The sequence below is a fragment of the Anaerobiospirillum thomasii genome (genome assembly GCF_900445255.1).
Taxonomy (GTDB): Bacteria; Pseudomonadota; Gammaproteobacteria; order Enterobacterales; family Succinivibrionaceae; genus Anaerobiospirillum_A; species Anaerobiospirillum_A thomasii.
On the sequence record NZ_UAPU01000006.1, the window covers coordinates 48,950 to 63,494 of the forward strand.

Sequence of the window (14,545 nt, forward strand, 5' to 3'; positions counted from 1 at the left end):
AGTCTGACGTAATACTATAAAAATTTTCTTAATATTCATTAAAATGATGACAATTGGCTTGTATTATTGGGAGAGGTGGCTTATGATTGTAGGCACAGCTTATCCTGGAAGCTTCACAGGATAAGCTCAATTTAACACTAGTTTAAATTCTTTAAAATTAGGTCAATAACCTCGTTATTGGCAACTTCAGTTACGGTAGCTTCGGTTACCTTCTCTTCACGCTTTAAGCATGTATAGCTTAAAGCGTGCATACAGATCTTATTAATAAGTCGTGGATTTCCTCCTGAGAGATCGCCTATCTTTTCCACGGCCCTATATTCAAACGGATTATCTTGACATCTTGACCACTTTAAATGAGATCCTATATAACTGCCAACCTGCTCATTTGTCAGATTCTGCGTAGAGCTAAAATACATAATCCTTTGAGTTATAGCCTTGCACTTATCTGTCTTGAGCACAGACAGAATTTCTTTTTGGCCTGAGAGTATCAGTGTAAGCGGTGATCCGCTGTCATAGCTGTTACCGTTGAGTAAAAATCTAATCTCCTCAAGCAGGCTGAATTTACTGTACTTATTAGCCAGCAGGTGGGCCTCATCAAATATCAGAATTACCTTTTTACCGTGGGTCTTTCTTAATGTCTCAATCTCTCTGTGCAGCTGCAGACGCGCATCATTGACATAATACTTTGACTTTACACCCATCTGATTTAATGGAGCAATATACATCCACCTGGGTGTGGCATTAGACAGTGATACATACATCACTGTATGTTTTTCTTCATTAAGCTGAGATGTAAAGTAGCGCAGCAGTGTGCTTTTACCTGTACCAGGGACTCCGGTCAGCAATGCAAATGAGTTGTTCTCAATGGCCATTTTTAACTTCAGGCATGCTCCTCTAAAAATGTCTGTCTGATAGAGAAAGCCAGTGTCAATATTATTTGTAAAAGGGGTATATTCCATCTTAAAGTAGTCTAATAAATCAGTGCTTATCATAATTATTTATCCTCATCTGTCTTGATTGAGCTTTTGTTGTATAAAGAGCTATTTCCTGGCTCTGTGCTATAGGAGGCCGGGCCTTGGTGGAATAGCTCTTTCCTTAGTTGCTCTTCAAAATCCTTCTCTGTGGTATAAAGATCTCTATCCTTATACAACCTGCGGGCGAGCCTTTGTATAGTTGGCTTTATTTCATCAGGCACAGACTGAGGCATGTCTTCTGATCTATCAGATGCACGTTCGGTAAAGTCAATATTCTCTTTGATTTCACGCTCATACAGCGGTATAAATTTATACATGCTCTGTGAGAGGCTTTCTTTTTTTTCTTCCTCAGTAAGCTCCTGTACAAGCTCCACTGAATTGCCCACTAAAGAGCAGTGCACGACCACATACTCTCCACTTTTGGCGCTATTTGCAGGCAACTTGTAATAACGGCCTTTTATGTGTATGACGCCATCCTTGAGGACCTTACGAGAGTACTCCATAGTAAAGGCCAGATTCACAATATCATCTACAGGTCTTGCTACAAGCTCTATATATTTGTAAAAATATTCTTTAGGGGATAGTGTTACCTCTGCATCTGTTCCCATATTTTCGGTTAGAGCTGAATGTGGTGTTTCGTTGTACTCTGCAACCCACTGTTTTACAAGTAATTCAACCATACTCAGCTTTACATTATTCATACCTTCAAGCTGCTTTAATACTTTATCTAAAGTACCATTTAAACGTTCAATTGCCCCTTTGCTCTGAGGTTTATATGGTTTTGAGCGCTTATGAGGAACTCCTAAAGTGCTGGTGCAATGCTCCATTGCAGCGCTCTTATATACAGAGCCCTGATCTGTAAGAATGCTCATTGGAATACCATAGCCTGTAACAAGCTCTCTAAAAGATGACAGAACCAGGCTGTTATCCTGGGTGTCAGATATGGTTGCCACGAGGATCATGCGTGAGGCATTGTCCATCCATAGATGGATATATGGGGTTACTGGCATGCCCTGCTCATTAACACAAAATGATTTTCCAGCTATTTTAATATCTGCCTGAACCTGCTCCATAGGGAGCTTTTTACGATAGGCTCCGAAAAATGCTGTTCCTCCTTTTTCACGCTCTCTTAAAAGCTCCCCACGAGAAAAACCTTTCTGCTGTAAATGCCTCTGTAAAGTAGAGCGCTTTATAATGCCCTTTATGTTTTGGTGTTTTTCTTCCAGACATTTAATGATCTCAACTACTGAAATGGTAGGACATTGCCTGCGCAAGACTATTGCTTCATCTAGTAGACTCTCAAAACTGATGAACCTCCTTATATCTGAGCGAAACTTCTTATACTTTGGCTCAAGTCCTTGCAGACCAAATTGTTCATATTGGTCAACCCAGCGCTCAATAGTTCTCACAGATAAGCACTGCTCTGCTGCAACCTGTTTTATCATAGCCACACGCTTCTTCGAATTTTTCCCATTGGCATCTTTCTTAAGTGACACAATGGGCGCAATAACCCTCATTCTGTAACTCTTTGGATCATCATTTAAATCTTTAATTCTTTGTTTAATATTGGTCATTTATAGAATCTCCTATAAAACAAATGACTAAGAGCTGTCATCTGGCTCTTTGATTATCATGTTATTGCAGGAGATCACCCAATTATGTTTTAGGTGTATGGGTGGGTCGTTGACAAACTGTGAGCAACAGTAGACACCAAAAATTCTAAATTTGTTTTTTCCTTGTATATCAAAAGTTTTGCCTCTGGTTTTAACAGGTGCCCTGTTAAAATTTAAACTATAAGTTTCAAAAACATTTTGAGCATGAGATAGCACCGTTTCAACGGGCATTGATAGGTGTTTTCCTAAGGGACCAAGAGCTTTTATGACAAAATATCTAAAATTAACGTACTCTTCTTTGAGCTTGTGTAAAAGCTTACTCTGAGATATATATAGCTTTATTCTTGGCCATGACAGGTTAGTGTGATTAAACTGTCCCTTTAAATGCAGTATCTCTTTATTGGCCTTGGCAAGATCTTCTGCTGTGTCTGACTGTACTCTTAAACCTGGGCAGGCATAATCAGGCAGCAGAACATGGGTTGCTTTATTGCTGTTACCTTGAGGATCTTTGCCTGATGTTATGTCACGGCATTTTTCTTTATTGGGACAGGTTAGAATCTGCAGGTGAAAGATCTTTGTAGGAGTTCCGTGGCGAATGTCTTCAATATGCTTTTTATAACCGGTTATACCATAACGTATCATAGGCTGACCGCAATACCGGCATTTGACCACAACGCCCGGCTTTAGCGTAAGCACTGGTACTAGCTCACGCTTCCCGGTTTTATTTGATTTTCTGTATACCTCTTTAACAAGAGTATCTTCTTCTGCTACAATTATTGCCATGAAGACGCCTTGTGCGTTTTTGGGCGGGACACTATTTTTAGGGCGTTAATCTAAAGGGTAGTGTCCCGCGGCATTTCTAAAACTGTCTTTTCCTAAATCATAGCAAAGCATCTGTACCTTTTTCTGCATTTTTCAACGTAAGGTAACCTCTATTTCCAAATTTTTAACAAAAAATAGGCCCAGACTGGGTTTTGACAAAAAGTGAGCAGAATGTGGTGACTTTAAAGAAGAGCAAGAGGAATCAATAAAAGATAGGCAGAAAACTCGACAAAGATATGAGCTAAATTAATGACAGATTAATAGAGCACTGACAATTATCTAACATATTGGCGTCATATGTCACATAATATGTAAATTAAAGGAACACGCTCCTTTTGTCTAAAAAGAACATGCTCCTTTAATTAAAAGAACATGCTCCTTTAATTAAAAGAACATGTTCTTTTAACTTGTACCTTTAAATGTTCCTTTAATTGTAATTTTTTGATTATAATCAAGTGGATACTCAACAAAAAAGGCCAGCTTTTAAGCCAGCCCTTGTCTACTTTACCCAGTTTTATTTACCAAGCCTGGCTATAGCCTCCAGTATAGCCTGCTGCTTGTCATCGCTTTGCTGCTCCAGCCGCTTGGTTAAATGTGCGTTGGTCTTGGTTTGCTCCGCTAAAAGAGACTCAAGCTCTTTTATCCTTTCATCCTTTTTAGCAATTTGAGCATCTTGCTCTTTTAGCTTCTCCTGAGCTAGATGCAGCTCCTTTTGTGCCTCTGACATAAGCTCACCTATTTCCTTATGCTTTGCATCATACTCATTTTGCAGTCGGGTTCTGTCGGCATTGATCTTATCTCTAAAAGACTCAAACAGGTTTAATGCCACCCTTTGCATGTCCTGCTGGAAGCTTTCTGGCATAGTTTCATTAAAACTGGCCTCCATAATGGTTTTATTGTACTGACGCATAAATGCTGATATGGTTTTATTAGCGCCTCCGACAAGCTCTTTAATAGCACGTATAGTCAGTTTTTTACCTTGCTTATTAAGGGTAGATACAGCCTCATCAAATTTCTCTTTGGTCAGATCGTCACGAAAAGCTTTTTTATCTGATTTAGATGTTGTCATAATAATTATTCTCCAGGTTTTAAAAGAGCATGCTCTTTTGATTTAATCTTCATCAACAGAAGTACGGCGGGAAGTGCCTGGTACAATAAGTGTGTAATTATTGTTAGAGCATCGCTCAACAATAGATTCTGACAGTGAATCACCATCAATACCTCCTTTTAAAATATCAATCCAGGCATCTGGGGATTTTTGAGAGAGAATCACTGTGCTCTTTTTGCCATATCGCTTGTCCAGAATGTCAAATAAAATGCTTTTCTCGTCAGCATCATATGGGGTGAGGCAGAAGTCGTCCAGGATAAGCATGCTTTTACCTGTTATAACTTTTAACTTGGTGGCGTAGCTTGCAGAGCCTAAATTCATGTGCAGGTTGGCTATAATGTCTTTGGTTGAGTAGTATAAAGTTGAGTTGCCAAGACAGCAGTTGCGTCTCCCTAAAGCTGAAGCAATAAAGGTTTTACCAGATCCAGCTTTACCGTATATGGTCAGGTTGTAGCACTTTTCTACAAACTCAAGAGAGCTTAAGCTATCTATCTTATTGATAAATGTAGGGTCACTGCGTTCTAGATCTTTTAATATCATGCAAAGCTCTGCCTTTACCGGCAGTCTAGAAGCTTTAATTAAAGACTCCTGACGTCTTTTATTTCTTGTATTCTGCTCAGCTGTGAGCATATTGGTCAAAATGGTATCAATGCTGGTGGCCTCCAGCTCCTGAGGGTTGTTTACATATGCATTAAACTGCTCTAAAGCTCCCCTCATATCCAGCTCACGTAATAAAGATTGAATATTTGTAAGTGACATAATTAACTCCTAGCTAAGTTGATTTTTTATATAAGCAAAGCGCTCATCGTATACAGCATGGCCATTTAAAAATTCTTTAGGCCTAGATTGGTTCTCAGAACCCTGCGTAGATGAGGTTTGTGATGTGATTTCTTTTTGAGGCAATGGCCAGAGCATGAGATCGCAATGTCCTAAGATGACAGCTTCACCAAGGGCCATATAGGTCTTGTCATTGTAGACGTCATCATAATTGTATATGGCAGGCTTTTCATATCTCTCCCATATCTTTATAAGCTCAGAACATATGATACTGTCAAAGCCTTTGTACATATGCTCTTTGACGCAGCGATCAAAGATGCTGTAGTGAGCTTTATTGGCTTTAACAATGGTCAGGAATTTGTGTATATATCTTATTTTGTCAGCATATCCATATTTGCAGTGCGTGAGCTGGAAATCACACCAGCTTTTAACATGCTCCCCAATAGCTTCTGCCCACTCCAACAGTAAATCTTCTTGATTTTTTATGCTAAAGATGTCATATATAAGGTGTTGTTTTTCAATAACACCATGGATGGCTGACAGGCCTTTTACGCCATCCATTCTTTTATAACTTACAATAACAGTATCAAGGCTTAAAAAACTAACTGTCTGATTAGTGGTATGCACTGTGACTTTCTGTCCAATCCATTTAGATGGTATTGCGTATGTATGATCTTCAAAAGTAAAGCGGGCAGTCTCAGACACTGTTATAATGAAGCTTTCAAAGAACCTGTAATCCCATGAGGCAGGCTGTTGCAATAAACCTTTTTCAATATCAAAAAGCTCCTTTCTTGAGCTCTTCATGCCCCTTACCTTGCATTCATTCATCCTGGCAATATGAGGCGCGATAAAAGAGTTTATCTCATCTAATGAACTGAAAGGATTGCCGTCTTTTACGTGGTTGTTGGCAATAGACAGAGCATAACGGGTAACATACTTTACGGCAGCCTCGACAGCGCCCTTGTCTTTAGGCCGTCCGCTGCGACAGGTAAAGACCCCTATATTAAAAAACTCTTTAAAATTAATCATCTCATCTGTAAGCTGACCCTGATAACGAGCAGCCTTCTTAACAGCTGCTTTGAAATTATCAATGCGTATGACATGGGGACAGCCACCAAAATATCTAAAGCTGTCAGCTATGGCATCACACACCACAGGTTGAGACTGATTGGCAATAGCTTTGACAAAGATATAGCGCGATCCGGTAAGTACAGCCACGATAAATGTGGCATAGTGGGTGGCGCCGTTAACCACATAGGGCAATCTAACTCCTGTAAAGTCATACTCAGCCTCACCAGCCATTTCATGCTCTTTCATATAGACAGGCTTCTTAATCTGTTTTTCATGCTCCCGCCATATATGGCATACACGAGATAAAGACAAGAAGCTACTCTCTCCACTCTCAACGAGCTCTTTATTTTTTGGATCATTGAAGTAATAAAGTTCAATCACTGACTTCCTGGTTAAAGCCAGTTTCTTTTGTGACGGTGTCTTTGCCTCAAGATGCGACTTGATATATTTGTCTTGTAGGTAATCTATATCAGGCATAATTTTATTGTTGCTTTGTACAGGCCTTGTCTTTTTATAGTAGAGTTTATGAAGCTCTTTACTGGTCATACCTCCAATAGACTCTCGGGTTAACTTGAGCTCAGCAACTTTACGACGCAGACGCTGTGCCGTGCCATGAGAAAACCCCTCATGCTCCAGCTGTGCTGCCGTCATAGTCAGGGCTTTAATTAAAGCCCGCTTTAAGGTATCTGGATCCATTTGTCCTCCACTACCAATTTTCTTTTTATGTTTTGCAATGTAATTTATCCTTGGCATAAAGCCTCCTTTAAAAATTGGAGACTCTAAGATACCAAAGATGCCAATGTAAGAACGAAGGAGAGGAAATGTTAGTTTTTGTTACTATGATTTGAAACAAAACTTCAAATCGAGGGGAGCTAAAAATTGACCGCAGGTTTAGGTGCAAATAGAGCACTGAAATACAAGTTCATGTTCCGACTCTTCGGATCTTCTTGCACAATATTCAACACAATTCATATTTTGGCAACCTATATGCTTGAGAGTTAGACAGAGCCTCAATAACCTCAAGGGCTTGCTTATACCTGCTAAGAGAAACACCAACAATGAGTTTTAGCCCAGCATTGTCAAGAAAAGTAATACCTTTCTGGCTAAAGAAACCTCTGTCAAAGGTGCAGACATTGCGCGTGCTGATACCAAGACGCTTGGCATCATTGATTACGTATGGTAGTTGCGTAGAATCATTCAGAGAGCCATTGTACATTGAATAATACAGTGGCTTTTTACTTTTTATACTTGAGAACATGCCAAGATTAACCTGTGGCAAATCCTCTTTATCTCTGTTATAACCAAACTCAGCATGCTGTATCTCTTGTGCATATGAGGAAAATGAAGTTACGTCGTAACATATTGCCTCATTCAGATCCATATGTTTTTTCAGCCATAATTCGAAAAATGAATCTATATCTTCCTGTTCACAAAGAGAAAACAGCCTTGATATTGTTAAATCTCTAACAGAGCCAATCTCAGGCTCATCAAAGACAAATGTCTTTGAAAAGTCATCAATATTACTCATGGTTGAATCACCAGAGGCTATAAGACATGCTGTTGCAGTTAAATAGTCAGACTCTTTTTTATCAAAGATCTTTTTTATACAGTCGCTCAAACCTGTATTTTCAAAAATCTTTTTTAATATCAGAGAGCTGCCTTTAACAACATCACCATTAACTACAGGTACACCATGAGAAATAGATGTAATCTTTGAACCTCTTTTTTGCTTTTTAGCTTTACGCTCTTCCTTTTTATCTAATACCACCTGAGGGATGGCCGTACCGGTAATAGCAAAATATTTGTCATTAGGGTGAAACAGTGTTGGATCAGTCTCACTGACTCGACCAACGATAACAGACTTATTGCGGGACTGTCCTTTTTCATTTCTAAAAAAGGAAGTGTACATATACAGATATTTAATAGGCCTGCCACCACGTATTTCAGACTGTGTATAGCACCTGCTTTGAGGAACAGCATATGTTATTTCGTAATAAATCATGAAAAGCCCCCTAAAATCACTACTATACAAATAACTATAAACCGATAATATATAGTATACACAAAAACAATAAAAAAGCAATGAGTTTTTACTAAAAAAAAATCATTGCTAACAGTAAATTATTTAATAAATAATAAGTAAATATAAATGGCCGAGCAAACTACTATATATTGCATGAAAAATTTAGGTTAAAACTCCTGTAAAGGATTAAGTTGCAACTATTGTAGTATAGAGGGCACAGAAGCTATTGAATTGGATACAGTAAAGTCTATCTATGTTCTGATAATAATAAGATTTAACAGTAATACCCTGAGATGAAATCTCCTGATTCATTCTGTCATAATCAGCGCTTTTAAATCCTTTATTGCTCATGACCCACTCCTATATATCTGGTATGGGTCTATTATTACAAGCAGGAAGGATGACGTCTGAGGGATCATGGATATCTTACAAAATATCTATTCAAACAAATTTTTAATTTTCACTTATCTTTGCACTTTCTCCAATACTATTATCTGTACCCAAGAATAGTATCAATTAGTAGCCATTTCATTTTTAAAATCATCATATGATCTAATATAGTCAGACTCATTATAAAAGTCACTGGCCAATACCAGCAATACAGCATCTGGAGAAAAATCAAACATTTCTCGCCACACAAGTCCTTCCATATAGAGCCCTTGAGATGGAGAGTTTAAACTATGAGTTTCTATTTTATCTTGATATTCACACTTAATATTTACACTTCCTGATACGCATATTAATAGCTGTTTTAATTTTTTATGGGCATGAAATCCCCTAGCCACATCTGTTTTTGTTCCAAAAATATAATATATTCTCTTGATTTCAAAAGGTACTTCTTTTAGGTTCTCTACAGCAATTAGTGAACCTCTATCATCACCTTTTATATCAAGCTCAACCTCATAAACTTTAGATACTGCCATTTTTATCTTAATACTCATTTAGTACAGAAATAATTTTATTAACCTCTTGTTCTGTCAACACAGGAGACATAGGTACAGAGATAATTGTATCAGCTATTTTCTCTGTTATTGGTAAAGAAAAACCATTCATTTCTTTATAGGCATTCTGTTTGTGTGGAGGAATTGGATAGTGAATCACTGTTTGGATTTCATGTTCTGTCAGATATTGCTGAAGCTCATCTCTTTTTTCTGTACGAAGTGTAAATAAATGCCAGACAGACTCTAGATCAGGTGTAACTTTTGGAAGTATAAGTTTTTCATTCTTGATATTGTGCAAATACTGTTTAGCAATTGCTCTTCTTTTGTTATTGTCCTCATCAAGATATTTGAGTTTTACATCTAGAATTGCAGCCTGTATTTCATCGAGCCTAGAGTTTACACCTTTATAGATATGATGATATTTATAGTCAGAACCGTAGTTTGCAAGAGCTTTAACTCTGTTGTAAATGTTCTCATCGTTTGTGACAACAGCGCCACCATCACCAAGACATCCTAAATTCTTTCCTGGATAGAAGGAAAAAGCCGCAGCGTCAGAAAGATTGCCAACTCTATTTCCATTATAAATAGCACCATGCGCTTGGGCGCAATCTTCAAAAACTTTTAAATTATACTGTTTAGCAATCGTATTGATTTGATTCATATCAGCGACAGAACCATACAAATGCACTGCCATAATAGCCTTGGTCTTTTGACTTATATGCCTATCAATCAGTAAAGGATCAATATTATAGGTCTTTATATCAGGTTCAACCAGGATGGGAGTACATCCGCAGGCTGTGATAGATAAAATAGTTGCTATATATGTATTTGCAGGAACTATAATTTCATCGCCTGGACCAAAGCCATGCGCTTTTATGAGCAATGTAAGAGCATCAAGTCCATTGGCAACACCAACACAATACTTTACTCCACAAAAGTCGGCAAAATTTTTACAAAACTTTGTATTTGCTTCTCCACCTATATACCATCCAGAGTTTATAACGTTGTTTATTGCCTGATCTATCTCTGTACGATACCGCTCATTTATAGCATGTAAATCTAAAAATTTAATCATTTTTGCCTCTACAGATATATTCTATAGGTGTTATAACAATATTGTTTGCTAAGTACAATAACGCTATTTTACAACTTCATGGGCAGGGTTGCCCACAACAATTGTATTTGGCTTTACATCTTTTACAACGACACTCCCGGCACCTATCATTGCATTTTCACCAATTGTAATTCCTGGCAGGATAGTAGCATTAGCTCCTATTGATGCTCCTTTCTTCACTTTAGTGTACATAAGTTTAAAGTCATTGTTTTTAGACCTTGGAAATATATCATTGCAAAAAGTTACATTAGGTCCAATAAACACGTTATCTTCTATAATTATACCATCCCATAGCTGTACACCACATTTAACAGTAACGTTATCTCCTATAACTACTTGATTCTCAATAAAAACGTGTGAGCAGATATTGCAATTATCTCCTATTTTAGCGTTTGGAAGAACAACGCAATACTGCCATATATTGGTATTAAGCCCTATATTTTTTGTCTGTACATCAGATAATTGATGAATCATAGTTTTATCCTACCTATATATTTGTTAAAAGATATACACAAAACCGTAAAACTATTCATATCCATGATTTTAACAAACTGTAAATTGTGCTTCAAATGCTGATGTGCATGCGCCTTCCTCCCTCATTTTGAGTACTGAATCTGCAGTATTTAGGTTTTCTTGTTTTTTACGCGACTGAAGGCTCATCTTATAAAGATGCGTGTAAGATATTCATGACCCCTTAGACGTCATCCATCCTGCTTGTAATACTAGACCCATACCAGATATATAGGAGAGGGTCATGAGCTATAAAGGATTTAAAAGCGCTGATTATGAAAGAATGAATCAGGAGATTTGTAACTAGTAACTATTGCGACCCTAGATTGTAAAACCAAGTCAGATTACTATAACTCCGATGGGGAAACCCATAGGATCTGCCTTGTTGCAAAATAGATTAGAGTAGCCATGCCGGCTTTGATATATGGCTATAGACGGTCAGCAGCTCGAGTGCAGAGAGTGTAGGATCATTAGAGGCTTTTATTCAAATGCATGCTTTGATAAAAAGCCTTGTTATCAGAGGTAAATTTTTCAGCAGCGCTTAATATAAGACACATTTAATCACTTATATAGGCCTTGGCTCACAAAGAGCCGAGGCTTGGTTATCATTCTCCACGACTTAAGATCAGAGTCTTGAAATCGTATGGGGTAAGTCCTTCATAGCTGATTTCATCAAATATGTTCTTATTAGCCTTATCATACAGCCAAATGCGGATCTTTACTTTATTGTCCCCATCTTCAATAGTTTCTGTTCTTGATTTTGGCAGTGAAACTGCATGTGACTGCATACCTTCGAGCATTAGTTTCTGCACAATTCTATATCTGATATTGGCCATAAGCCATAATGTATACTGCGTAAATGATACATTATTCATTGTACAGGTATTGGCAATAGTCAGGTGATCTGCAAAAGCCTGAGCACTGTCCGGGTGATTTAAAAACTGGAAACTGTGACGCGCACAGGCTCCCAGCCTTATAGCTCTTTCAGCTGCTGATGGGGATAGCTCTATATGTGGTTTATCTACAAACTCTCTGAGCTTTGTCTCCTGATTGAGCAGATAGATAAGAGGACCAGAGACAGCATGCTGATTTGATTTTCTGTATTTGACACGGCCATGGCGACTGCCAGAGCATTTAATAACTATATTGCCATTTTCTCTGATTATGTGTCTTACCACATCAAATATAGCATCCAGCACCTTAGAGGATATATTCTTTCTGTACTTTTCTATCTCATCTTCAAATGAGGTGCCTTTAATGATAGTTTCCTGCCAGACGCTGCTGTCTATATAAAACAGGCAGTTGATGAGGTAATAGACAATAAGACAGTCTCTGTTCAGAGCAGATAAAGATTTTGCACCTTTATTCTTTTGCTCATATTTTCTCAGGTTCTCCATAAAAGCACTCATCTAACAGCCATCTGGCAACAGATATTGATTGTAGATTTTAAGCAGTCCTGATTCAGTTAAATAGCGGTGCAGAGGTCGTCTGGCATGGGTCCAGCACGAGGCATGGCAGATATCTATGCCGGCCTTTTTAAACTCCTCGACGGCAGCATCATAACCTGCGTAGCCATCAGTGGTTATAGTATTAATTGACCCTGAGATCGCAGGTTAAAAATACCTAGTTTTTTTATTTTTCTTTATCCTACCAAAAATTCCTTGTTATCAATCAAATTTTTTTTGAATTATTTTTCTAAATGCCTCATATACAGGATCTTAAGCCCTTAAAAAATAAGGAGTTTTTGTATATGGGATAAATATAACTCGTTGTTATATATGAAGTAATGTGACTTACGGATCAAAAAAAAGGCATAGAATCACTTAAAATTATTATGTATCGAAAAAGCAATAAATTTAAGGAGATTCTATGCCAATTTCATTATCTCACCTTTTACCTGCTAACTCAAATGCTTAAGCTCAAATTGATAAGCAATTTAAAAAAGTTATCAGTCCTATAGCTTTAGGCAAGATGGCATCAAAATGTGGGCTTAAGCAGAGACAAAGCCATTTCAACCCTAGTGCCTACATGCAGGCTTTACTTGTTTGTAGTGGAAGTAATGAGCAATACAATTTTGCAACGATAAACAAGCAATATGGCATAACCTCTAAACATCCTATGCACGATAAGCCCTTTCATAACAGGCTAAGAAGCCCTGAGTCACGTGAATTTATTGAAAGTGCCTTTAAACGAATTTATTCCTTTGTAAACTCCATTTCGGCATCACCTACAAGAGGAAAAAATCTGCTCAATGCTCTTAGAAATAAGGGTCTTGATATTGATGACATTGTTTGCATAGATGGCAGTTACTGGCATGTTAAAGGAGAGCTTGAGCATATATTCCCCGGTAGTAGAGCCCATGTAAAGGCCGATAATTCAGCAGATGGAAGTCCTGTGCCATACGGCAGTAAAAAGAGTCAAAATGCTCAGATAGGCATACAAACCGTATATTCACCTGTAAGCAATTTTGTAAAAGAGGTTACTATTACAAGTGGAACAGCCAATGAAAAGGATTACGTTTCCATACCAGAAAACGAGCGATTATTATATACACTAGATGCAGGCTGGAAATTCTATTAGATCTTGATCCGGATATTATCAAACACAGATCCGCTGCAGGCCACTCTAATTTTACCTAAAATTCTATTAATACTGATCGTCATATTCTCATGCCTTTGATCCAAACTTTCTACACCCCTTTGATCCTTATATTCTACTAATACAGATCCCCCTTAACCACGCAAAACAGGACCTTGTGGGTCCTGTTGTTTAATGTTTTATAAGTGCTGGGCGTCATAACTTTACGCTGTCTGTGCTCTCTCCTTTTAACTCCTTATCACTTTGTCTAAATGAGTCTCCTTTAAGTTCAATTTTTAAGTCCTTACCCTCTCTAAAGAGTCTATCGACAATAGCATCTCTGGCCGCGCCTTTTTCTATACTTAAAGCGATACTGTCAGCCTTCACCTGTGTTGTTATGATTGTAGAGCCAATACCATATCTGGCATCTATAATCTCCAGAAACTTGTTGGCTATACCATTTTTCATAACCTGTATGCCAAAATCATCTATAACCAGGACCTTAAATCTTTTCAGACGCTTAACATAGTTTATAAGCTCGACATTTTGTTTTATATTGAGCAATGCCTCTAACTCATTTGCTTTTATAAATAAAGCAGGATAACCCATCTTCATAGCCTCGACAGCTAAAGCTGTTGCCAGTGTCGATTTACCTGATCCTGTAGGACCTGATAAGAGGCAGGATTTACCCTCTTTAAGCCAGGTCATAGAAAGCAGTGTGTCATACATGGCCTTGGATAGACCCCGAGAGCTGTCAGGGCAGATCTGGTTTAAATAAAAGACTCGGCTGATTTTTGAGTTCCTAATCATGCTCTTATACCTTTTATTTTCAATATGGCTTTTATACTGACCTATAATTTCCTGCATTCTGTCTTCAAATGACATAACTTCATATATATTAGGGAAATTAAACTGATTTATAATAGTGTCCACCATGACATCAAGTTCAGCATCATACATTGTAGAGATAAGTATTTTCTGCTCAGCTGTTAAAACATTATTCATTCTTCAAATC

The 14,545-nt window shown here is 37.8% G+C and carries 15 protein-coding genes; 1 reads left to right on the top strand and 14 read right to left on the bottom strand.

What is annotated here, in order from left to right; genetic code table 11:
* Window positions 1-137: 137 nt before the first annotated feature.
* The 13 genes from DRZ93_RS06085 to DRZ93_RS14015 form a co-directional block, all read right to left on the bottom strand.
* Entirely contained in the window at window positions 138-992 is an 855-nt protein-coding gene (locus DRZ93_RS06085) for an ExeA family protein (RefSeq protein ID WP_113742925.1), read from the bottom strand.
* 2 nt (window positions 993-994) lie between these two features.
* Complete coding sequence (locus tag DRZ93_RS06090; protein ID WP_113746116.1) at window positions 995-2,548, bottom strand: DDE-type integrase/transposase/recombinase; 1,554 nt, start codon at window positions 2,546-2,548, stop codon at window positions 995-997.
* Window positions 2,549-2,575: 27 nt separating this feature from the next.
* Entirely contained in the window at window positions 2,576-3,370 is a 795-nt protein-coding gene (locus DRZ93_RS06095; protein ID WP_113745872.1) for a hypothetical protein, read from the bottom strand.
* Window positions 3,371-3,923: 553 nt separating this feature from the next.
* On the bottom strand, window positions 3,924-4,478 hold the full coding sequence (locus DRZ93_RS06100; RefSeq protein ID WP_113745655.1) for a DNA-binding protein: 555 nt from the start codon (window positions 4,476-4,478) through the stop codon (window positions 3,924-3,926).
* A 42-nt stretch (window positions 4,479-4,520) separates the two neighbouring features.
* Window positions 4,521-5,276 carry an ATP-binding protein gene (locus DRZ93_RS06105; protein ID WP_113742986.1) on the bottom strand — a complete coding sequence of 252 codons (756 nt, stop codon included), beginning with the start codon at window positions 5,274-5,276 and terminating at the stop codon, window positions 4,521-4,523.
* A 9-nt stretch (window positions 5,277-5,285) separates the two neighbouring features.
* Window positions 5,286-7,118 carry a Mu transposase domain-containing protein gene (locus tag DRZ93_RS06110; RefSeq protein ID WP_113745656.1) on the bottom strand — a complete coding sequence of 611 codons (1,833 nt, stop codon included), beginning with the start codon at window positions 7,116-7,118 and terminating at the stop codon, window positions 5,286-5,288.
* 205 nt (window positions 7,119-7,323) lie between these two features.
* Window positions 7,324-8,367, bottom strand: coding sequence for an IS1634 family transposase (locus tag DRZ93_RS06115; RefSeq protein ID WP_113746117.1), 1,044 nt, complete (start codon window positions 8,365-8,367; stop codon window positions 7,324-7,326).
* Window positions 8,368-8,574: 207 nt separating this feature from the next.
* Entirely contained in the window at window positions 8,575-8,739 is a 165-nt protein-coding gene (locus tag DRZ93_RS13530) for a hypothetical protein (protein WP_172458087.1), read from the bottom strand.
* 161 nt (window positions 8,740-8,900) lie between these two features.
* Window positions 8,901-9,311 carry a sugar 3,4-ketoisomerase gene (locus DRZ93_RS06120; protein WP_172458091.1) on the bottom strand — a complete coding sequence of 137 codons (411 nt, stop codon included), beginning with the start codon at window positions 9,309-9,311 and terminating at the stop codon, window positions 8,901-8,903.
* A 7-nt stretch (window positions 9,312-9,318) separates the two neighbouring features.
* Entirely contained in the window at window positions 9,319-10,404 is a 1,086-nt protein-coding gene (locus DRZ93_RS06125; protein ID WP_113746119.1) for a DegT/DnrJ/EryC1/StrS family aminotransferase, read from the bottom strand.
* A 63-nt stretch (window positions 10,405-10,467) separates the two neighbouring features.
* On the bottom strand, window positions 10,468-10,917 hold the full coding sequence (locus tag DRZ93_RS13870) for an acyltransferase (protein ID WP_113746120.1): 450 nt from the start codon (window positions 10,915-10,917) through the stop codon (window positions 10,468-10,470).
* 641 nt (window positions 10,918-11,558) lie between these two features.
* Window positions 11,559-12,362: an IS66 family transposase gene (locus DRZ93_RS06135; protein WP_113746121.1), complete on the bottom strand. Its 804-nt coding sequence runs from the start codon at window positions 12,360-12,362 to the stop codon at window positions 11,559-11,561.
* Window positions 12,363-12,560, bottom strand: coding sequence for an IS66 family transposase (locus DRZ93_RS14015; RefSeq protein WP_113746197.1), 198 nt, complete (start codon window positions 12,558-12,560; stop codon window positions 12,363-12,365).
* A 511-nt stretch (window positions 12,561-13,071) separates the two neighbouring features.
* Here DRZ93_RS14015 and DRZ93_RS06145 point away from each other — a divergent pair.
* Window positions 13,072-13,533 carry a hypothetical protein gene (locus DRZ93_RS06145; protein ID WP_146741100.1) on the top strand — a complete coding sequence of 154 codons (462 nt, stop codon included), beginning with the start codon at window positions 13,072-13,074 and terminating at the stop codon, window positions 13,531-13,533.
* Window positions 13,534-13,746: 213 nt separating this feature from the next.
* Here DRZ93_RS06145 and DRZ93_RS06150 read toward each other — a convergent pair whose 3' ends face one another.
* Window positions 13,747-14,535, bottom strand: coding sequence for an ATP-binding protein (locus DRZ93_RS06150; RefSeq protein ID WP_113745671.1), 789 nt, complete (start codon window positions 14,533-14,535; stop codon window positions 13,747-13,749).
* Window positions 14,536-14,545 lie beyond the last annotated feature (10 nt).

Coding starts and splice junctions, on each gene's coding strand:
- DRZ93_RS13870 (WP_113746120.1), bottom strand. CDS start 10,917: ATGATTCATCAATTATCTGATGTACAGACAAAAAATATAGGGCTTAAT.
- DRZ93_RS06150 (WP_113745671.1), bottom strand. CDS start 14,535: ATGAATAATGTTTTAACAGCTGAGCAGAAAATACTTATCTCTACAATG.
- DRZ93_RS06100 (WP_113745655.1), bottom strand. CDS start 4,478: ATGACAACATCTAAATCAGATAAAAAAGCTTTTCGTGACGATCTGACC.
- DRZ93_RS13530 (WP_172458087.1), bottom strand. CDS start 8,739: ATGAGCAATAAAGGATTTAAAAGCGCTGATTATGACAGAATGAATCAG.
- DRZ93_RS06085 (WP_113742925.1), bottom strand. CDS start 992: ATGATAAGCACTGATTTATTAGACTACTTTAAGATGGAATATACCCCT.
- DRZ93_RS06105 (WP_113742986.1), bottom strand. CDS start 5,276: ATGTCACTTACAAATATTCAATCTTTATTACGTGAGCTGGATATGAGG.
- DRZ93_RS06090 (WP_113746116.1), bottom strand. CDS start 2,548: ATGACCAATATTAAACAAAGAATTAAAGATTTAAATGATGATCCAAAG.
- DRZ93_RS06120 (WP_172458091.1), bottom strand. CDS start 9,311: ATGGCAGTATCTAAAGTTTATGAGGTTGAGCTTGATATAAAAGGTGAT.
- DRZ93_RS06145 (WP_146741100.1), top strand. CDS start 13,072: ATGCACGATAAGCCCTTTCATAACAGGCTAAGAAGCCCTGAGTCACGT.
- DRZ93_RS06110 (WP_113745656.1), bottom strand. CDS start 7,118: ATGCCAAGGATAAATTACATTGCAAAACATAAAAAGAAAATTGGTAGT.
- DRZ93_RS06115 (WP_113746117.1), bottom strand. CDS start 8,367: ATGATTTATTACGAAATAACATATGCTGTTCCTCAAAGCAGGTGCTAT.
- DRZ93_RS06125 (WP_113746119.1), bottom strand. CDS start 10,404: ATGATTAAATTTTTAGATTTACATGCTATAAATGAGCGGTATCGTACA.
- DRZ93_RS06135 (WP_113746121.1), bottom strand. CDS start 12,362: ATGAGTGCTTTTATGGAGAACCTGAGAAAATATGAGCAAAAGAATAAA.
- DRZ93_RS06095 (WP_113745872.1), bottom strand. CDS start 3,370: ATGGCAATAATTGTAGCAGAAGAAGATACTCTTGTTAAAGAGGTATAC.